We start from the raw sequence: 18466 nt of genomic DNA on the forward strand, positions 1-18466 counted from the left end.
CATGGACGGGTCGAACCGGCGCGACGGCATGCCGCAAAGGTTCGGGGCTTGTTTTGCATGAGCCGGTGGGGCAAATCAACTGCCGGATAGAAGGAGACATCATGGCCGTCGCAAACCTGACCACGGAACAGGCGATCCTGAGCGAAGTGCGCAAGCAGAACCGCGACCGCCGCGCCTTGCGCCTCTGGCTCGGTTTCGTGATTTTGGCGCTGTTCTGTCTCGTGCTCGTCGGCGGTGCCACGCGGCTGACCAATTCCGGCCTGTCGATCACGGAATGGAAGCCGATCCACGGCGTCATCCCGCCGCTGTCGGCTGCCGAATGGGAGGAGGAATTCCGTCTCTACCAGCGCATTCCTGAATTTCAGCAGCTGAACAACTCCATGACTGTCGATGAGTTCAAAGGCATCTTCTGGTGGGAATGGGCGCACCGGCTGATCGCCCGCGGTATCGGCGTGATCTTCGCGCTGCCGCTCATCTATTTCTGGCTGACGGGGCGGATCGAAAAACGTCTGCGCTGGCCGCTCGTCGGCATCCTGGCGCTCGGCGGCCTGCAGGGTTTTATCGGTTGGTGGATGGTGTCCTCGGGCCTGTCCGTCCGCACCGACGTCAGCCAGTACAGGCTGGCGACGCATCTCGTCATGGCCTGCCTGATCTTTGCCGGCTGCATGTGGATCATGCGTGGTCTCTCCAGACATTCCGACGATCCGGCGCCGGCACGAAGCTCGCGCGGTTTTGCCGCCGCGATCGCCATTTTTGCGCTGTTCCAGATCTATCTCGGCGCGCTGGTGGCGGGCCTCGACGCCGGTTTTTCCTACAATACCTGGCCGCTGATGGATGGCGCCGTCATTCCCTCCGATCTGCTGATCCAGCAGCCCTTCTGGATCAATGCCTTCGAGAACCCGAAGACGGTGCAGTTCATTCACCGCATCGGCGCCTATACTCTCTTCGCATTGACGCTGATCAACATGGTGATCGCCCTTCGTGCAGCGCCATGGACGACCCATGCACGCCGCGCCGTCCTGCTTTTCGTGCTGGTGACGCTGCAGGCAGCGATCGGCATCGCGACGCTGCTGATGCAGGTGCCGCTTCACTGGGGCCTGCTGCATCAGGCCGGCGCGCTTGTGGTTTTCGGCTTCGCCGTCGCCAACTGGCGCGGCTTTTACGGCGAATATCCGCACGGGACGATGATCGCCGAACGCGACTGAGGCGAGCGGCCCTCTCGGGGCGGATCTATCGCAGCACGCCGTCGAGCAGCGGCATGCCGATGATCGCGGCGGCGGCGATCAGGATGTAGCAGGCGATGCGGAAGGTCCGCTCTTCGGCAAGCCCGAACAGTTTCGAGCCGCCGTAAAGCCCGACCGCATAACTCGGCAGGATGACGGCGGTGAGCGCAAAGACGGCAGGCACGAACAGTCCGCCGACATAATAGCTGATGGCGCTGAAAACGGACGAGATCGAGAAGTAGAGCACGACATTCGCCCTGACGCGGGTAAAGTCGCTTTTGCCGCCGAGCCAGTAGGCGACGACCGGCGGTCCGCCGAGCTGCGCGGTGCCGCTGAAAAGCCCGGCGATCAAGCCGATGCCGCAGGTCAGCGGCGCGGATGGCTCCCCGTGATAGCGCCATCCCGATACCAGTAGCGCAAGCAGGCAGATGGCGATGATCGTGATACTCCAGCGCAAGAGCAGCGGGTCGAGCAACGCCAGTATCGCCGTGCCGGCCGGCACGCCGAGGGCGGCCCCCGCCGCCATGACGAAGACCTCGGGTCGGTTGGCGCCGCGCCAGGCGGAAGGGATCATCCCAAGCGCCGCAATGCCGTCGATGACGAGCAGGATCGGCGAGATCAGCTTCGGCCCAACGATCGCGCCACCGAGCGGAATGAAGATCAATGCGGCGCCGAAGCCGGAAAAGCCGCGGGCAAGCCCGGCGATGAAGGCAAACGCCATCAGCGCATAGATGCCATGATCGGGCAGGGCGGTGGCAAACCATGCGCCTACGCCAGCGATAAGCGCATCGAGCGTCATGACGTCAGGCTCCGTGATTCAGGATTGGTAGCGAGGAAGGGTCCGTTTTCATAACCCAATCGTCATCGGCGATCGAGCGCGAAAGCGATGCTGCGACCGCCGAGGCGAGCGGCCGCAGGAAAGATCATGATGAAGAGATCGACACAAAGCTCGAGCGGCATCCATGTCGCCGCCGTTCGCGCTTTACGAGGCGAGCATCAGGTCCATGTTCTGCACAGCAGCGCCCGAGGCACCCTTGCCGAGATTGTCGAGCAGCGCCACGAGGTTCACCTGCGAAGCACCTGGCGCGCCGAAGACGAAGAGCTTCATCGTATCCTTGCCTTCGAGTTCGACGGCGTTGACCCGGGGCAGGGCCTTGCTTTCGGGCAGCGGCACGACACTGACAATATCCTGGCCGGCATAATGGGCGACGAGTGCGGTATGAATGCTTTCCATCGTCGTGCCCTCGGCGAGATCGTCGAGATGCAGCGGCACCTGCACGATCATGCCCTGGGCGAACTTGCCGACCGACGGCGAGAAGATCGGTGCGCGATCGAGCAAGCCGTGCACGGTCATCTCGGGCACGTGTTTATGGGTGAGCGGCAGGCCGTAGAGGAAATGCGGCGCGGTGATCGCATCCGGGTGATCCGGGTTTTCCATCTGCGCGATCATCTGCTTGCCGCCGCCGGTATAGCCGGAAACCGCGTTGACCGTAACCGGATAGCCGTCCGGCAGAATGCCGGCGGCGCGCAGCGGCCGAATGAGGCCGATCGCTCCGGTGGGATAACAGCCGGGATTGGCGACGAAACGGGCGGCTCTGATTCTGTCGGCCTGTGCACCGTCCATTTCGGCAAAGCCATAGGCCCAGCCGGGATTGACGCGAAAGGCGGTCGAGGTGTCGATGACGCGCACATTGTTGTTGGCCGAAACCATCTGCACGGCTTCCTTCGACGCGTCGTCGGGCAGGCAGAGGATGGCGATATCGGCGCTGTTCAGCATGTCCTCGCGCATCGCGGCGTTGCGCCGCTCTGCTTCGGGAATTGACAGAAGCTCGACATCGCGGCGGCCGGCCATACGGGTGCGGATCTGCAGACCCGTCGTGCCGTGTTCGCCGTCGATGAAGATTTTCGGTGCCATGTTAAACCTGCGCTTTCAATGGGTTCTGAAGGTTTCCGGATTCAGTTTGAGGATGATAAGTCAGCCTTGTGACACGGCGATGGCGCGTCGCTCGGCATGAAGCCCCAGCATATACATCGCCACCGTTGCCCCCGCAATGGCGGTAATATCGGCATGATCATAGGGCGGCGACACCTCGACGACATCGGCGCCGCGGATATCGAGCTGGTGCAGACGCTGCAGCACCGAGAGGATCTTGGCGCTCGACGGCCCGCCTGAAACCGGCGTGCCGGTGCCCGGCGCAAAGGCAGGATCGAGGCAATCGATATCGAAGGTGAGATAGGCCGGCGCCCCCCGCGTATGGGAGATGATCGCCGAGGCGATATCGCTGGCGCTCATCTCCTCGACCTGATGACCGTAGAGAATATTGACGCCGCAATCCTCCGGCGCGTGGGTGCGGATGCCGATCTGAATGGAGCGGTCGGGATCGATGATGCCTTCGCGGGCGGCCCGCGCCACGAAAGAGCCATGGTCGATGCGCCGTTCCTCGTCGAACCAGGTGTCCTGATGCGCGTCGAACTGCACGAGCGCCAGCGGCCCATGTTTTGCTACATGGGCTTTCAGCAGCGGCCAGGTGACGTAATGATCGCCGCCGAGCGTCAGCAGGAAGGCGCCGCTGTCGAGGATGACATTTGCCTGGCGTTCGATAGCGGCCGGCGTGTCTTGATGATTGCCATAATCGAGCAGGCAGTCGCCATAGTCGATCACGGCCATTTCGGCGAAGAGGTCGCGGTTGAAGGGATATTGCGCATCATTGTCGAAGATCGCCGAGGCGCGCCGGATCGCCTGCGGCCCGAAACGTGTGCCCGGCCTGTTCGATGTCGCGGCATCGAAGGGAATGCCCCAGACGGCGACGTCGACGCCGGCGAGCTCCTTGGTGAAGCGGCGGCGCATGAAGGACAGCGCGCCGGCAAAGGTCGGGTCGCTGGCAGCGGAGGTGAGGCTGGTCGCCGTGAAGGCGTGGTCAATCGATCTGTTCGCCAAGTCATGCTCCTTTTTCGGCCGCAAAACCATAGTCGCGTTCGATGCGGACTCTGCATTGCAGGATTGCCGTTCGACGCGAGGTGTCGGCGGCGGGTCTCTCGCGAAGGAATTGGCCGATCCCTCGCGCGCAGAAAGGGGTAGGCGAGGTGCGGACGGATTTCAAGCAATCGTTCGGACGACGGCCGCTCGTGATCGTCGAGCGACCGTCATTCGCCCGCTGCCTATCGGGCCGGCTCCCACAGGCACCACAATCCAGCCAGCGTCGTCAGCGCGGTCGCTGAGATATAGCCCGCGAGCGGCCAGGCATTGTCGCCGCCGAGCAGAATCACAAAGAAGGTTCCGGCAAAGCCGACGATGATGCTCTGGACGCAGAAATAGAACGCGACCGCCGTTCCCGCCGTGTCGCCAAAGGCGGCGAGCGCGCCGTTGGCCGTGACCGCCGTTGCAAGGACGATGCCGATTGCGATGATCCACATCGGCATGACGAAGCTGACCAGGGAAGGCTGCAGAAACAACTCTCCGAAGACAAGCAGCGCGGCGCCGAGAAGCAGCACTGCCATGCCTCTGGCAAGGCTGCCTGCAATGCCCCAGCGCATCACGAAGCCTTTGGCGAAACGCGCCGTCACGATCATCACCAGCGCCACCGTAGCAAAGACGAAGCTGAAGCCGATGCCGGAGAAGCCGGCTTCGTCGATCAAGATACGAGGTGCCGTCGAGAAGAAGACGAAGAAGGCGCCCATCGCCGTGCTGAAGCCACCCGTATAGACCCAGAAGGGAAGGCTTGTAAGGATCGGGCGGACATCGATCTTCGCGGTAACGGCAGGGCGGGTTTCGTGCCACCGCATGCTGGCGTTGAAAAGCGCGGCGATGGAAAGGAGACCGATGACGAGGAAGATGGCGCGCCAGCCGAAGCGATCCGATATCAGAGCTCCAGCGATCGGACCCAATGCGGGCACGAACGAGAGAATGGAGCCGAGAAGGCTATAGATCGTGCTGCTTTCGGGACGCCCGCCGTAGACGTCACGCACAGTTGCGAAAGTTGGACGAGGGTCGCCGACGCGCCGACTGCCTGCAGCAATCTCAAGACCACGAAGAGCGGCGCCGACGAGGAGCCAGCAAGCAGAAAGGATGCAGCGGCAAAGAGTGCAGCACCTCCAAGCAGGACAGGCCGTCGTCCGATAATATCGGAAATTGGGCCGAAGACGATCTGGCCGACACCGAGCACGATCATGTAGAGGCTGAGGGTCAGTTGGATGATGGCCGGCGAAGTGCCGAGTGCCTCCGGCATCATCGGCACGATCGGCAAATAGATATCCATGGCGAGCGAGGCCAGGATGTCGAACGGTGCCATCAGCAGCAAGGCTGTCGGCAGGGAATAAGTCCAGTGCTGGATTTTGGGATAAGACATGGGAAAGAACCCGCTCAAATGATTTCATTCGGCGGCGATCTGTCTCTTCATCGGTATCGGGATTCACCGGACAGACGCCGCAACAACAGGACAAAGTTGTTGCGGCCTATTTGTCTGCGGACTTGGTTGTTCCCATCATGCGCCCCTGACTGCGGCTCCGCTCATTCCCGAAGCGCTTTGCCAAGTTTCTACCAGCAGAACTGGTATGCGACAATGGCATGCCAACACGCTTCCGATTGATTTAAGCAGCGCAAAACAAAAAGGCCGGGTTGCCCCGGCCTTCGTAAATTCCGTCTGTCCGAAGCGATTAACGCTTGGAGAACTGGAACGAGCGGCGGGCCTTTGCCTTGCCGTACTTCTTGCGTTCGACGACGCGGCTGTCGCGGGTCAGGAAGCCGCCCTTCTTCAGCACCGCGCGCAGGCCCGGTTCGAAGTAGGTGAGCGCCTTGGACACGCCATGGCGAACGGCACCGGCCTGGCCGGAGAGGCCGCCGCCGGCAACGGTTGCGACGATGTCGAACTGGCCGTCACGGGCAGCCGCAACGATCGGCTGGCGCAGGATCATCTGCAGCACCGGACGTGCGAAATATTCCGCGAATTCCTTGCCGTTGACGGTGATCTTGCCGGAGCCCGGCTTGACCCAGACGCGGGCGACGGCGTTCTTGCGCTTGCCGGTCGCGTAGGAGCGGCCGAGCGAATCGACCTTGCGGACGTGGGCCGGAGCAGCAGCTTCGGAAGCCGTGCCGAGATCCTTCAGGGAGGAGAGGTCAGCCATATCAGGCGCTCCTTACGTTCTTTTTGTTGAGCGCGGCAACGTCGAGGGCGACCGGCTGCTGGGCTTCATGGGGATGGTTGGAGCCGGCGTAAACGCGCAGGTTCTTCATCTGGCGACGGCCGAGCGGGCCACGCGGAACCATACGTTCGACGGCCTTTTCGAGGACGCGCTCCGGGAAGCGGCCTTCGATGATCTGGCGTGCGCTGCGTTCCTTGATGCCGCCGGCATAACCGGTGTGCCAGTAGTAGACCTTGTCGGAATACTTCTTGCCGGTGAAAACGACCTTTTCGGCATTGATGACGATGACGTTGTCGCCGTCGTCAACGTGAGGCGTGAAGGTTGCCTTGTGCTTGCCGCGCAGGCGCATAGCGATGATGGAAGCGAGACGGCCAACGACCAGCCCTTCGGCGTCGATGATCACCCACTTCTTCTCCACCTCTGCAGGCTTCTGGGAGAAGGTTGCCATAGTGAATACTCTCTTTTGGGACCCTTGGCCCGAAGGCTTGAAGGGCGTTTCTTGTTGCTTGGATTGGCAGGCTTGAGGCATGCCAAAAAGAAAGCAGCCCGGATAGGCTGCGTTCTGGCGCGGTGTATAAAGGGAATGTGATATTCGGTCAATATCGACCTTTCTGAGGGATCGGAAAAAAGAATAAGTGAAAACAACGAGTTATGTATATGGTATTATAATACCTCACATTTGTCGGCCGCAGATCTGCCGTGTTTGGCCTTTTCCGCGTCGCTTTCACCGGGTTTGAACCAACGCTCCACGGCCGAAAGCCGTTTTAATCCTCGAACTCGCGCAGGCATTTGATCATTTCGCGAAGACCGCGGGTCAGATGTTTGTCTCGCCGTAGAACCATGCCGAGGCGGCGCGTGAGCTGCGGGTTCAGCGATGAAGTCGTGACGAGGCCGGCGCGGTCGCGCTTCAGCGCCAGCCCCGGCAGGATCGACCAGCCGAGCCCCACGGCCACCAGCTCCTTGATCGCCTCGATGCTGCCGAACTCCATCGCAGGTCGGATCCTGGTATCCGGTGCAGCCAGCCACGTGTCGATTGCCCGCCTGGTATTGCCTCCCTCATAAAGCAGCAGTGTCCTGTCGCGCATGAACGCGGCGTCCGGTCCGCCGTCGGGCATGAGACTGCCCGCGGGGGCAACGGCCAGCAATTCCTCCTCGTAGAACGGTTCGATCTCGAAGTTCCGTCCCGATGCCGGCAGGGCGACGACGGCGATATCGAGGCTGTTGGCCTCCAGATCGCGCAGAATGTCGTCGGCATCGCCGATGCGCACGGTGATTTCGAGGCCGGGCATGGATTTTCTGGCGACGGCGATGGTGCGAGGAAGCAGATGGATCGACGCCGTGCCGCCGCTACCGATGCGCACGCGGCCGCTGGCTCCATCTCTGTACGGCATCATCGCTTCTTCCGCGGCGGCCGATTCCTGGAGCAGCCGCCTTGCGTGCACGAGCAGGTCGAGGCCTGCCGCGGTCGGCTGCGCCCGCCGCCCGACACGCTCGATCAGCCGGACGCCGAGCCGCTGTTCGAGCCCCTTGACCTGCAGGCTGACGGCCGGTTGCGTCAGGCCTTCCTTGTCGGCCGCAGCCGTAAAGCTTCCGAGATCGGCGACGTTGACGAAGGCGGCAAGCTGATCGAGGTGGAGAGGCATACAAAAGAAATCCTTATGCATATCATAATATCCATAAGCTTCTTTCGCGGCATCTTCCAGCGCATCTTTCATCCGTTGAAGAAAGGAAGAAGAGATGGCCCTGGAATTGAGCGGGATCCTTGACACACCTCGCGATATCGCTCGGTCGAGACTTCGCGGCATGGCGCGCTGGAGCCTGCGGCTGCTGATGACGATCGAACATCACCTCGAAAAGCGCCGCAGCCGCCGCACGCTTTCGGAACTCACTGACGACGAGCTTTCTGATGTCGGTCTGACCCGTGCGCAGGCGCGGGCCGAGACATCGAAGTCGTGGTTCTGGTCCTGACTTCCCGCAGCTACGCGGGGAGTGCGGATCCTGCTCGAAATTGCCGGCGCCTTGTGGCAAAACGTCTGACTGGAATCGAGCGCAGGGAGCAGCATCATGGCCGAAATCGTATCCTTCCCGGACGCAGCCAGAGCGGAGGGGGGCGGACTGCTGACCCGCTCTCTGCGCGACGGCGTGCTGCGGCTCGTGCTCGATAACCCGCCGGCCAATGTGCTTTCGATCGCGCTTCTCGAAGCCCTGATGGAAGAGCTCGATGCGGCCGGAGCGGAGCCGGATGTGCGTGTCGTCGTCATCGCCTCGACCGGCAACGTCTTTTCCGCGGGACATGATCTGAAAGAGCTGACGGCCCATCGCGCCGATGAAGATCAGGGTGCCGGTTTCTTCGAAAAGACCTTCCGGCTCTGCGCCGATCTGATGCTGAAGATCGCCCATCTGCCGAAGCCCGTCATTGCCGAGATCGATGGGCTGGCGACGGCTGCAGGCTGCCAGCTCGTTGCCTCCTGCGATCTGGCGATCTGCACGGATAGTTCGACATTCTGCACGCCGGGCGTCAACATCGGCCTCTTCTGTTCGACGCCGATGGTGGCCGTTTCGCGTGCAGCGCACCGAAAGCAGGCAATGGAGATGCTGCTGACCGGCGAGACGATCGACGCCTCGACCGCCAAGGATTTCGGCCTCGTCAACCGTATCGTGCCGAAGCAGTATCTGGCGCAGGTGGTTTCCAAATATGCGGCTGTGATCGCCAGCAAATCGCCGCTGACGCTGAAGATCGGCAAGGAAGCCTTCCACCGGCAGCTCGAACTGCCGGTGGAAGCGGCATATGATTATACCGCCAGGGTGATGGTCGAGAACATGCTGACGCAGGATGCGCAGGAAGGGATCAGCGCCTTCCTCGGCAAGCGTAAACCTGAATGGAACTGCGAGTAATCACGCCAGTTTCAGAACCAGCCCGCCGATCGCGATGACGACGCCGGCGACGTAGCGCCAGATGCTGGCTTTTTCCTTGAAGACGGTGATCGAGATCACCAACGCAAAGAGGATCGCGGTTTCGCGCAGGGCTGCAACGGTCGCGACCGGGGCTTTCGTCATTGCCCAGAGTGCCAGCCCGTAGGAAGCGATCGAGCCGGCGCCGCCGATAAGACCGCGCCACCAGTTGCGGCGAACGTGACGCACGACTGCGAAAGCGCCGCGCTGCGACACCGCCCAGGAAAACAGCAGTACCGGCGGCAGCAGCGACATCCACAAGGTGTAGGAAACCGCATTGCCGGAGATGCGCGCGCCGACGCCGTCGACATAGGTGTAGCTGGCGATGACGCAGGCATTGGCAAGCGAGAGGACGACTGCGCTGCGGCTGCCGCGTCGCGCCTCCAAGGCGAGCGTCAGCACGCCGGCGCAGATTGTCATTGTGCCGGCAAGAGCGCCGCCGGAAAGATTTTCCTTGAGGATGAAACCGCTTGTCGCGGCGATCAGGAGAGGAGCACAGCCACGCATCAGCGGATAGACGAGGCCGATGTCGCCTGCCCGATAGGCGGCGGCGACCAGCTGGAAATAAGCGAATTGCAGGATGGCCGAGGCGCCAATGAACGGCCATGCGGAGGCGTGTGGCAGCGGCAGGAACGCCAGGAACGGCAGTGCCGAAACGGCGCCGCCGGCAGAGATCAGCGCCGCATCCAGGGATTTATCGCTCCCTGCCTTGACGATGGCGTTCCATGTCGCGTGCAGCAGTGCGCCGAAGAGAACGAGCAGGATAACGTCGAGAGGCAAGGGAGTAAGTCCGGAGAAGATGAGAGGAAGCGGAATACGCCTCGCCTTCGGCGTCTGAAATTTCTGAAAAGACAACTGGGATTTGCACGAAAACGTGCGGCTGCGGTCGCTTATGCGTTCATATGTCGAATAGCATCCTTTCAGGATGTGAACAATGGTGGGCATTGCGGCAATTTTTGCGTGCGCGCGATATACGTTCAATCCACGCGAGGCTTTCAACTATGAGATGTTTCTAATGGACGAGGGAACAAATGGCGGAATTATCGCGAACAGAAGGAGAAAATATCTGCGAGAATTCGGGAGGCGGTTATTCTATGCTACTGAAATATAGATATTATTCTATAGCTTTGACATAGGGGAAAATTAAAGCCTTTGGTTGTGCAATCTTCAAGAAATCGCAGCGCGGAATTGAGCTCAGGCCTTTCGCAAACGCGAAAGACGTACAGTTTAGGCGGCTGTCACGACGGCGAAAAAATCAAAGCTGATGATGCGGAACGAAGAGCATCCCGTCAAGGTTGTCTATGCTCTGGCAGTTCAATACCTGGCAGCGGGGATTGTCTTTCGAAGGGATATGCGTCCATTCGGCATAATCGGTCGCGTCGCAATAATTGCTGTTGCGGACATAGCGATCATAGAGCGGCAAGCCACGCGGAGACTGGTAGCGGAAGATGACGGCGCCTTGATTGTGGATGGCAGCGCGCACGCTGGCACAGATCATGGCGAGCGGATTGTAACGCGAGATCGCCAGCGCCGGCGATGCGGCGAGCACGAGCATGAGGGCAAGAGCGATTTTTTTCATCGAATCATCCTCAGAGAGCAGCCAATTCATATATACGAAAGAGACACACCGCCGGTTTCATGAAAACGCAAAAAAACATGTCGGCTGTGCCGAAGGGCTTTCGGGAATGGAGAAGCGGACATGAATCACGACGCCTACACGGATGAATACCTCGCCGGAATTCTGCATTCGGCAAAAACCATCGCGCTGACCGGCGCTTCGCCCAATCCGGCCCGGCCGAGCAACGGCGTCATGGGCTATCTGCTGTCGCGTGGCTACGAGGTCATTCCTGTCAATCCAGGGCAGGCGGGCAAACAGATCCAAGGCCGTACCGTCTATGCCCGACTCGCCGACATTCCCGTGCCGATCGACATGGTCGACGTATTTCGCGCCTCCGAATATCTGGATGGTGTCGTCGAGGAGGCGCTGGTGCTGAAGCCGCTGCCGAAGATCATCTGGGCCCAGCTTGGCGTCCGCGACGATGCGGCTGCGGCAAAGGCGGAGGCTGCCGGCATCCAGGTCGTGATGAACCGCTGCCCTGCGATCGAGTATCCTCGTCTTATTGCCTGAGTTGCGGTCTGCTGAGATGGATTTTCCACCGAAGGCCCATGGGTTGAAACGGATCGCGGTTAACTTTCGTAAGCGACAGGCTATGATCCCGCCCGTCAGCAACAACGGGAGGACGACATGGCCAAGAATGATCCGGGATTCAATACGTTGGCGATTCATGCCGGCGCACAGCCCGACCCGACGACCGGGGCGCGGGTAACGCCGATCTACCAGACGACCGCTTTCGTCTTCAATGATTCCGATCATGCCGCCGCCCTCTTCGGGCTGCAGGCCTTCGGCAACATCTACACCCGCATCATGAACCCGACGCAAGCCGTGCTTGAGGAGCGCGTCGCAGCGCTCGAGGGTGGCACGGCAGCCCTTGCCGTTGCTTCCGGCCACGCGGCGCAGGTGATCGTCTTCCACAACATCATGCGCCCCGGCGAGAATTTCATAGCTGCCCGCCAGCTCTATGGCGGCTCGGTCAATCAGTTCGGCCATGCCTTCGAGAATTTTGGCTGGCAGGTGCGTTGGGCCGATGCCGCCGATCCGACAAGCTTCGAAAGCCAGATCGACGACAAGACACGCGGCATCTTCATCGAAAGCCTGGCCAATCCCGGCGGCACCTTCGTTGATATCGCGGCGATTGCCGACGTCGCACATCGCCACGGCCTGCCGCTGATCGTCGACAATACGATGGCGACACCCTATCTCATCCGCCCGATCGAGCACGGTGCCGACATCGTCGTGCATTCACTGACCAAGTTTCTCGGCGGCCACGGCAATTCCATGGGCGGCCTCATCGTCGACGGCGGCACCTTCGACTGGTCGAAATCCGGCAATTACCCGATGCTGTCGAGCCCGCGGCCGGAATATAACGGCATGGTGCTACACGCGACCTTCGGCAATTTCGCCTTCGCGATCGCTGCACGCGTGCTTGGCCTGCGCGACCTCGGGCCGGCGATCTCGCCCTTCAATGCCTTCCTGATCCTGACCGGCATCGAGACGCTGCCGCTCAGAATGCAGCGCCACAGCGACAATGCGATCGCCGTCGCCAAATGGCTGAAGGCGCACAGCAAGATCGCCTGGGTGAATTATGCCGGCCTCGACGACGACCCGAACCACGCCCTGCAGCAGCGCTACTCGCCGAAGGGCGCCGGCTCCGTCTTCACCTTCGGCGTCAAGGGCGGCTATGAGGCGGGCAAGACACTGGTCGAGGGGCTGGAGCTCTTCTCCCATCTTGCCAATATCGGCGATACCCGTTCGCTCGTCATTCATCCGGCCTCGACGACGCACCGGCAGTTAACCGACGAGCAGAGGATTGCTGCCGGCGCCGGGCCAGACGTCGTGCGCCTCTCCGTCGGCATCGAGGACGTCAAGGACATCATAGCCGATCTCGAACAGGCATTGTCCAAGATCTGAGTCAGAGGGATCTACGGCGACCATGACAAATTTCATCACCTTCGATATCGACGGCGTCGAACCCGATTTCGGCGCCCCGGAGCCCGGCCGGATCATTTCCGGCGATCCGCATTTCCGCACATGGTATCTGGAGGAAGCCGAAGGCGGCCTCTATTCCGGCGTTTGGGAGGCGACGCCGGGCAAGTGGCGGATCACCTACGAGGAATGGGAATATTTCAGTCTGCTGTCCGGCCATTCGATCGTGACGGAGGATGGCGGTGAACCGGTTCATCTGAAGACGGGCGAGCGGATGATCCTCAAGCCCGGCTTCAAGGGAACGTGGGAAGTCGTTGAAACGACTCGCAAGGATTATGTGATCAAGGTTTGAGCGGGGGGCGAACGAAGCCGAGCCTGTCCCGTTTTCGGCTTCGCCTTTGTCGTCACTTTCACGGCGGTGCTCCGCAACGGCAAGCGGGCAACGACGGTGTTCGTGACGCGTTGTCCCGGATTGAAATGCTTTTAACCAATCCCATTAATCGCGCCTACATCGACAAATGCTAAACCTTATCTGCAGCGCATTGCGGACATGATGTCTCCTGCCGTCCCACAGACATGGCCTTGCAATTAATCTTTCCGGAATTTGCATGTCGTCGAATCTTGCAGGTAGGTACGTTCGCACCCAGACGTCTTCCATCATCGCAACAACGGTCTTCTTCCTTGTCGTCGCCCTCGTACTGACCGGCCTGGTGGCACATGTCGTCCTTACGATGACCCGGTCTGCGAACGAAATCGATGATGCCAGGGCCAGTCGCGCCGCCCGCGCGGCAATCGGTGCGTTTGTCAGTCGCCTGAGCGCGACAACGACGGATAATGCCGTATGGGATGATGCCTATAGCGCTGTCTCATCTTCGGCTGCCGCGGATTGGGCCTATGAGAATTGGGGGAAAACCAGCGAGGATTACGCGCTCTATGATGGCGCGATCGTGATTGGCCCTGATCGGTCTTCGATCGTCTCGGCCTATGCCAAAGGCAAGCCCTTCCAGCCGAGCGCGTTTTTCGGGCAAGGTTTTTATCAGCAGATCAATGTGGCTGCCGATCCGGAGCGGGCGCCAGTGATCAATTTCATCAAGACCGAAAACGGTATCGCTCTGATCGCATCGCAGGCAATCCAGCCTTTCCAAGCGACCGCGGAGCTTCCGAAGCTTAGCACGCTGAGTTTCTACAAGGAATTTACATCGGAAGTTATCGACACGCTTTCGAATGAACATGAACTTGAAGGCTTGCGACTTGAGACGACGCCGAAGCCTGAGTTCCTGAACACGCCGATCACCGACATGAAGGGGGCCGTCATCGGCTATCTCGTCTGGCCCAGCAAAGCGCCGGGAAGCGCCGTGTTTCATCAGGTGTACCCCTATGTTGCAGCCGCTATCGTCATCCTCGCGCTGTTCCTGATCGGCGTTCTGCTGGTTGGCGCCTCCGAGGCGCGGCGCCTGCGCCAATTGGCGCAAACAGCGATTTTCGAAGCCGACCACGATAGCCTGAGCGGTCTGTTGAACAGACACGGGCTTCTCAACCTGTTGGAAGGGCTGGAAAATTCGGCCTCTTCGCCACATCGGCTCTATCTGGTCGACCTTGATGGCTTCAAGGCCGTCAACGATGCCTGGGGCCATGCGGTGGGGGACGATTTGATCCGGCTGGTCTCGAAGGCGCTAGCCGCCTGCCACCCCGAGATCATTGCCACGGCGCGGCTCGGGGGCGATGAATTTGCGCTGGTGCACGTCGGTTCTGCCACGCGCGGAGAGATGGAAAAGACCATTCTGGCGCTGTTTGCCGAGCCCTTCAAAATCGACGGACGAACGATCGAGGTTGGCGCAAGCATCGGCGCTGCTGCCCGCAGCGGCGACGTCCCGCCCTTGGAGCTGCTCCGCAGAGCGGACATGGCCCTCTATCGTGCCAAGGCAAATGGTCGGGGCCAGGCGATCGAATACGACCCCGAACTGGACCGGGAACGCCAACGGGTCGCCGAACTGGAAGGCCTGTTGAAGAGCGCCATCAGCAGTGGCGCAATCGAAGCCGTTTTCCAACCTCTCGTCTCTGCTTCGACCGGCGCTGTGACCGGTCTTGAAGCACTGGCGCGCTGGCGAACTGCAACCGGAAATATCAGCCCGGAGATTTTCATCCCTCTTGCCGAGAGGTGCGGCCTCATCGATGCGCTCGGCGTTCATATGCTGAGAACATCGATCGAGCACGCCAAGAGCTGGCCCGATCTGGCATTGTCGGTGAACGTTTCGCCAATCCAGCTCTGCAATCCGGAATTTGCCGCTGAAGTGATCTCGGTCCTGCAGGAGCTCGATTTTAATCCCAACCGCCTGACATTGGAAATCACCGAAGGCGTTCTGATGACAAATCCGGATCAGGCCCGGCGGTCGATAGACCAGCTCAAGCATGTCGGCATCAAGTTCGCGCTTGATGACTTTGGCTGCGGCTACGCAAGCATTGGCGCATTGCGGCAGTTCGGGTTCGATCGCATGAAGATCGACCGCTCGCTCGTGTCTGCTCTCGACGAAGACTCAAATGGCGCCGATGTTCTGCGGGCAACCATCTCGCTCGCGACCGCGCTGCGGGTTCCCGTGACCGCGGAAGGGATCGAGACTGCTCGCCAGGCGGCGATCTTGCGCGATGCCGGCTGCGATCAGCTTCAAGGATATCTGATGGGAAAGCCTATGTCGGCATATGACATATCCAGCAGGCTGTTAGAAGAGTCAGCCGCATGATGCCGCCAAGGTCGTGGCATAGACTCGGTGTTGATGGCTCGTTACCGGCGTTCCAGCAGAGCGGTGACCGCTGAACGTGACTCCCTTTCACTCGCTGCCGGACGTCTTCACCGTTAACCGGTAACATTTGTCCTGCTGCCAGTCGCTGAAGGTCAAGCGCACGGAAGACTATACCGGCCGTTACGGCTGATCCGCAATCCCGGGATCGCTTCAGCGATGCCCGAAGGAGGAATCGATCACCATTGCAGATCCAGCCGGTCTAGCCCGTGGAAATGGTAGACGTCCTTGACCACGGGTGTCTTTGCCAGCTTGAGTCCGGCCAGCCGTTCGAACAGGATCGGCAGCACGACGTTGAGCTCCAGCCGTGCCAACGGCGCGCCGATGCAGAAATGGATGCCGGCGCCGAAGGAGAGGTTCGCCGCTTCGTTACGACCAGGCAGGAAGGTCAGCGGATCGGTGAATTTCGTCGGGTCGAGATTGGCGGCGGCGAGGATGAGGCTCACCTTGTCGCCGCGCTTGAAGGAGACCCCGTCGATTTCGGCTGGCTCCAGCGCCCAGCGCTGGAAGATGTGGACCGGCGCGCAGATGCGCAAGGTTTCCTCTACGGTGCGCTCCGTCGTCGCCTCGTCACGGAAGAGTTCCGCCGGATCGCAGCCGCTGTCGAGGATGGTGCGTACGGAATTGCCGATCTGGTGCACGGTCGCCTCATGCCCGGCATTGAGCAGCACGATCGTTGTCGAGACGAGCTCCTCTTCGGTCAGATACTGACCCTTGTGCTCGGTATGGATCATGTGGGTCAGCAGGTCGTCGCGCGGTTCGGTGCGGCGTTCTGTGATGACCGTTTTGACGTAGTCGGAAAATTCCTTCGCCGCCCGTTCGGCCTCGTCCTCCTGCTCGCGCGTACGGCCGAACATGTACATGCGGACATAGGCGTGCGACCAGGCGAGAAGTTGCGGTCCCATCTCTTCGGGAATACCGATCATCCGGGCAATCATCGTCACCGGGATGATGTCGGCAAAGGCCGAGAGCAGCTCGACCTCACGCTTCTCCGCGAAACCGTCGATCAGCCGATTGGCGAGTTCGGCAAGCTCCGGTTTCATCTTCTCGACATGGCGGGAAACGAAGGCGCGGTTGACGAGCGTACGCAGCCGCGTGTGCTCCGGCGGTTCGAGTTCGAGCAGGGAATAACGTTCCGAGAGATCGAAACTGGCAAGATGCGGCATCGGCTCGGCAAGGCCGAGCTCCTCGCGGCTGGCGATATGCAGGATCTGCCGGCCAAAGCGGCGGTCGCGCAGCAGACCGTTCACATGGTCGTAACCCGTGAAGAACCACTGCTTCTGCTCAAGCCAGTAGAAGGTCGGGCAATGGGCGTGAAGGGCCGCATAGACGGCATTCGGGTTACTGTAGAAGGCCGGGTTGCGGCCGTCCAGAGAGACATGACGGTTGGCGCGGTCGATCGAGAGAAAGGATGGGATCATCATGCCCCGAGGCTTAGCGGATTTGGTAAGCCTCGGAAAGATGTGGGGAGAGGGATCCCGGACTACCCGGCCCGCGACAGTGTGCCCATGCGTCGCAGCGCCTCGACCTGGTCGTCGACCGTCGGTACGAGTTCGCCGGCGGTGCTTGGCGGCGCAGCCGGGGCAGGGGCCGCGGCCTCCGCTTCGCCGAAGGTGACCGTGCAGTTGCGGCCGGCGGCCTTCGCCGCATAGAGCGCCCGGTCGGCAGCCGAGATCAGCTTGTCGATATTGGCTTCGATCGAGGAGGCGAGCGCGATGCCGATGCTGACCGTGACCGGAACGATAGCTTCGCCGGTGCTGACGGGAAGACTGCAGAATTCGGTGCGGATCGCTTCGGCGATCGCCTCGGCTTCCGTCTGGTCCGTGACCGCGGCGAAGGCGGCGAATTCCTCGCCGCCCATGCGGCCGAAGATGTTGTTTGGAATATACTGGCGGGCCATCCGCGCGAATGCGGTCAGCACCGCGTCGCCGGACTGGTGGCCGAAACGGTCGTTGACCCGCTTGAAATGGTCGAGATCGAAAAGCATGACCGCGACCTGGCGCCGGTCGTCATGGGCCTTTTCCTGGGTGGCGTCGAAATAGCCGAGCAGGCCGCGGCGGTTGAGCACGCCGGTCAGCGAATCGGTCAGGGTGAGCGCACGCAGGTGCCGTTCGGAACGCTCCATGATCAGCCGGCAGGTGAACGCGAACGCGATGGTGAGCAGGAAGGCGCTGGCCATGGCGGAAACGCCGCCGAGATTCGTCGCTTCGATATCGCTTGGCATCGTCAGCGCCATCATCAGCGCCGAGCCGAAGCACAGGCAGCCCTGGAGGACGAACACGCCCATCAGCTTACGGCGGGTACGCTCGCGGCGCATGTCGCCGGCGGCGACCGCCATTGCAAGTGCCGTCGCACCCGTCGCCGAAGCAAGGTTATAGAGCACCACCCGGTTTGAATAATCGCTGTTGACCCAGGGCAGGAAGACCCCGGCGAGCCAGATTGCCGGCGGCAGCAGCGCCCACCATTCGATCCGCTTGCGGTCGAGCGCCAGAAAACCCGCCACCCAGGCGCTCTGGCCGAGCAAGGCGATGGCGTTGCCCGCCTCTACGGAAAGCACGCTGGGGATTTCGCCGCGCAGCGCGACCATCGCAAAGCCAATGCCGGTCAGGAGGAAGCCCAAGCCCCAATAGAGATAGGCCTCGTTCCTGACGTCGTGGCGCCAGGCGACGAACAGCACCAAAGCGAGCGTCATGGCCTCTGAACACCAGATGGCGAGACCTGTAGCAATATTGAACACGGCAGCAACCCCTTGTCTGTCCGCTCTTTTCTGTTGGCTTGCATCCTTGCCGAGGAAGCTCGCCACTTCCTTAATG

At 61.1% G+C, this 18466-nt stretch carries 17 protein-coding genes and 1 pseudogene; 7 read left to right on the forward strand and 11 right to left on the reverse strand.

All coding sequences use genetic code 11. The features are described from left to right. The first annotated feature begins 101 nt into the window (after window positions 1-101). The gene (locus N2600_RS07660; RefSeq protein ID WP_260298549.1) at window positions 102-1205 is read left to right on the forward strand and encodes a COX15/CtaA family protein; all 1104 of its coding nucleotides are present in this window, start codon (window positions 102-104) and stop codon (window positions 1203-1205) included. A 25-nt stretch (window positions 1206-1230) separates the two neighbouring features. Here the strand turns inward: N2600_RS07660 and N2600_RS07665 are convergent, their stop codons facing one another. The 7 genes and pseudogenes from N2600_RS07665 to N2600_RS07700 all read right to left on the reverse strand — a co-directional run bounded on the left by N2600_RS07665 (window position 1231) and on the right by N2600_RS07700 (window position 8026). Continuing rightward, the gene (locus N2600_RS07665) at window positions 1231-2022 is read right to left on the reverse strand and encodes a sulfite exporter TauE/SafE family protein (protein ID WP_170256789.1); all 792 of its coding nucleotides are present in this window, start codon (window positions 2020-2022) and stop codon (window positions 1231-1233) included. A 183-nt stretch (window positions 2023-2205) separates the two neighbouring features. Beyond that, window positions 2206-3138, reverse strand: a complete 933-nt coding sequence (argC, locus tag N2600_RS07670; protein WP_260298550.1) for an N-acetyl-gamma-glutamyl-phosphate reductase — start codon at window positions 3136-3138, stop codon at window positions 2206-2208. A 60-nt stretch (window positions 3139-3198) separates the two neighbouring features. Then, window positions 3199-4161: an agmatinase gene (gene speB / locus N2600_RS07675; RefSeq protein WP_018494132.1), complete on the reverse strand. Its 963-nt coding sequence runs from the start codon at window positions 4159-4161 to the stop codon at window positions 3199-3201. 221 nt (window positions 4162-4382) lie between these two features. After that, window positions 4383-5569 (reverse strand): annotated as a pseudogene (gene cml, locus N2600_RS07680) (CmlA/FloR family chloramphenicol efflux MFS transporter). Between the two features lie 307 nt (window positions 5570-5876). Further along, entirely contained in the window at window positions 5877-6344 is a 468-nt protein-coding gene (gene rpsI / locus N2600_RS07690) for a 30S ribosomal protein S9 (protein ID WP_017963826.1), read from the reverse strand. Window position 6345: 1 nt separating this feature from the next. Continuing rightward, complete coding sequence (rplM, locus tag N2600_RS07695; RefSeq protein WP_003558420.1) at window positions 6346-6810, reverse strand: 50S ribosomal protein L13; 465 nt, start codon at window positions 6808-6810, stop codon at window positions 6346-6348. Between the two features lie 316 nt (window positions 6811-7126). After that, window positions 7127-8026, reverse strand: a complete 900-nt coding sequence (locus tag N2600_RS07700; RefSeq protein ID WP_260110609.1) for a LysR family transcriptional regulator — start codon at window positions 8024-8026, stop codon at window positions 7127-7129. A 73-nt stretch (window positions 8027-8099) separates the two neighbouring features. Here N2600_RS07700 and N2600_RS07705 point away from each other — a divergent pair, with 73 nt between their 5' ends. Then, entirely contained in the window at window positions 8100-8330 is a 231-nt protein-coding gene (locus tag N2600_RS07705) for a DUF1127 domain-containing protein (protein ID WP_170278509.1), read from the forward strand. Window positions 8331-8426: 96 nt separating this feature from the next. Then, a complete protein-coding gene (locus N2600_RS07710; RefSeq protein WP_260298553.1) occupies window positions 8427-9257 on the forward strand; it encodes an enoyl-CoA hydratase in 831 nt (276 codons plus the stop codon). On the opposite strand, the gene N2600_RS07715 is transcribed toward N2600_RS07710, so the two are convergent. Both N2600_RS07715 and N2600_RS07720 read right to left on the reverse strand, forming a co-directional pair. Next, window positions 9258-10094 (reverse strand): DMT family transporter, encoded by an 837-nt coding sequence (locus N2600_RS07715; protein ID WP_260298554.1) that lies wholly within the window; start codon window positions 10092-10094, stop codon window positions 9258-9260. A 475-nt stretch (window positions 10095-10569) separates the two neighbouring features. Next, window positions 10570-10893: a hypothetical protein gene (locus N2600_RS07720; protein WP_260298555.1), complete on the reverse strand. Its 324-nt coding sequence runs from the start codon at window positions 10891-10893 to the stop codon at window positions 10570-10572. Window positions 10894-11013: 120 nt separating this feature from the next. On the opposite strand from N2600_RS07720, the gene N2600_RS07725 reads away from it, so the two are divergent. The 4 genes from N2600_RS07725 to N2600_RS07740 all read left to right on the forward strand — a co-directional run bounded on the left by N2600_RS07725 (window position 11014) and on the right by N2600_RS07740 (window position 15596). Beyond that, a complete protein-coding gene (locus tag N2600_RS07725; protein ID WP_170261164.1) occupies window positions 11014-11442 on the forward strand; it encodes a CoA-binding protein in 429 nt (142 codons plus the stop codon). Between the two features lie 117 nt (window positions 11443-11559). Further along, window positions 11560-12843: an O-acetylhomoserine aminocarboxypropyltransferase gene (locus N2600_RS07730; RefSeq protein WP_222384757.1), complete on the forward strand. Its 1284-nt coding sequence runs from the start codon at window positions 11560-11562 to the stop codon at window positions 12841-12843. Window positions 12844-12865: 22 nt separating this feature from the next. Beyond that, window positions 12866-13210 carry a cupin domain-containing protein gene (locus N2600_RS07735; protein ID WP_260298556.1) on the forward strand — a complete coding sequence of 115 codons (345 nt, stop codon included), beginning with the start codon at window positions 12866-12868 and terminating at the stop codon, window positions 13208-13210. Between the two features lie 256 nt (window positions 13211-13466). Then, window positions 13467-15596 (forward strand): bifunctional diguanylate cyclase/phosphodiesterase, encoded by a 2130-nt coding sequence (locus N2600_RS07740; protein ID WP_260298557.1) that lies wholly within the window; start codon window positions 13467-13469, stop codon window positions 15594-15596. Between the two features lie 236 nt (window positions 15597-15832). Here N2600_RS07740 and N2600_RS07745 read toward each other — a convergent pair whose 3' ends face one another. Both N2600_RS07745 and N2600_RS07750 read right to left on the reverse strand, forming a co-directional pair. Next, complete coding sequence (locus N2600_RS07745; protein ID WP_017963836.1) at window positions 15833-17077, reverse strand: cytochrome P450; 1245 nt, start codon at window positions 17075-17077, stop codon at window positions 15833-15835. A 59-nt stretch (window positions 17078-17136) separates the two neighbouring features. After that, on the reverse strand, window positions 17137-18390 hold the full coding sequence (locus N2600_RS07750; RefSeq protein WP_260298558.1) for a sensor domain-containing diguanylate cyclase: 1254 nt from the start codon (window positions 18388-18390) through the stop codon (window positions 17137-17139). Window positions 18391-18466 lie beyond the last annotated feature (76 nt).

The sequence above is a fragment of the Rhizobium sp. WSM1274 genome (assembly GCF_025200775.1).
In the GTDB taxonomy this organism is placed as follows: domain Bacteria; phylum Pseudomonadota; class Alphaproteobacteria; order Rhizobiales; family Rhizobiaceae; genus Rhizobium; species Rhizobium leguminosarum_I.

Bases quoted from the DNA above. Each gene is read 5' to 3' on its own strand.
- N2600_RS07660 (WP_260298549.1), top strand. From the start codon at position 102: ATGGCCGTCGCAAACCTGACCACGGAACAGGCGATCCTGAGCGAAGTG.
- N2600_RS07665 (WP_170256789.1), bottom strand. From the start codon at position 2,022: ATGACGCTCGATGCGCTTATCGCTGGCGTAGGCGCATGGTTTGCCACC.
- argC (WP_260298550.1), bottom strand. From the start codon at position 3,138: ATGGCACCGAAAATCTTCATCGACGGCGAACACGGCACGACGGGTCTG.
- rpsI (WP_017963826.1), bottom strand. From the start codon at position 6,344: ATGGCTGACCTCTCCTCCCTGAAGGATCTCGGCACGGCTTCCGAAGCT.
- rplM (WP_003558420.1), bottom strand. From the start codon at position 6,810: ATGGCAACCTTCTCCCAGAAGCCTGCAGAGGTGGAGAAGAAGTGGGTG.
- N2600_RS07700 (WP_260110609.1), bottom strand. From the start codon at position 8,026: ATGCATAAGGATTTCTTTTGTATGCCTCTCCACCTCGATCAGCTTGCC.
- N2600_RS07705 (WP_170278509.1), top strand. From the start codon at position 8,100: ATGGCCCTGGAATTGAGCGGGATCCTTGACACACCTCGCGATATCGCT.
- N2600_RS07710 (WP_260298553.1), top strand. From the start codon at position 8,427: ATGGCCGAAATCGTATCCTTCCCGGACGCAGCCAGAGCGGAGGGGGGC.
- N2600_RS07720 (WP_260298555.1), bottom strand. From the start codon at position 10,893: ATGAAAAAAATCGCTCTTGCCCTCATGCTCGTGCTCGCCGCATCGCCG.
- N2600_RS07725 (WP_170261164.1), top strand. From the start codon at position 11,014: ATGAATCACGACGCCTACACGGATGAATACCTCGCCGGAATTCTGCAT.
- N2600_RS07730 (WP_222384757.1), top strand. From the start codon at position 11,560: ATGGCCAAGAATGATCCGGGATTCAATACGTTGGCGATTCATGCCGGC.
- N2600_RS07735 (WP_260298556.1), top strand. From the start codon at position 12,866: ATGACAAATTTCATCACCTTCGATATCGACGGCGTCGAACCCGATTTC.
- N2600_RS07740 (WP_260298557.1), top strand. From the start codon at position 13,467: ATGTCGTCGAATCTTGCAGGTAGGTACGTTCGCACCCAGACGTCTTCC.
- N2600_RS07745 (WP_017963836.1), bottom strand. From the start codon at position 17,077: ATGATGATCCCATCCTTTCTCTCGATCGACCGCGCCAACCGTCATGTC.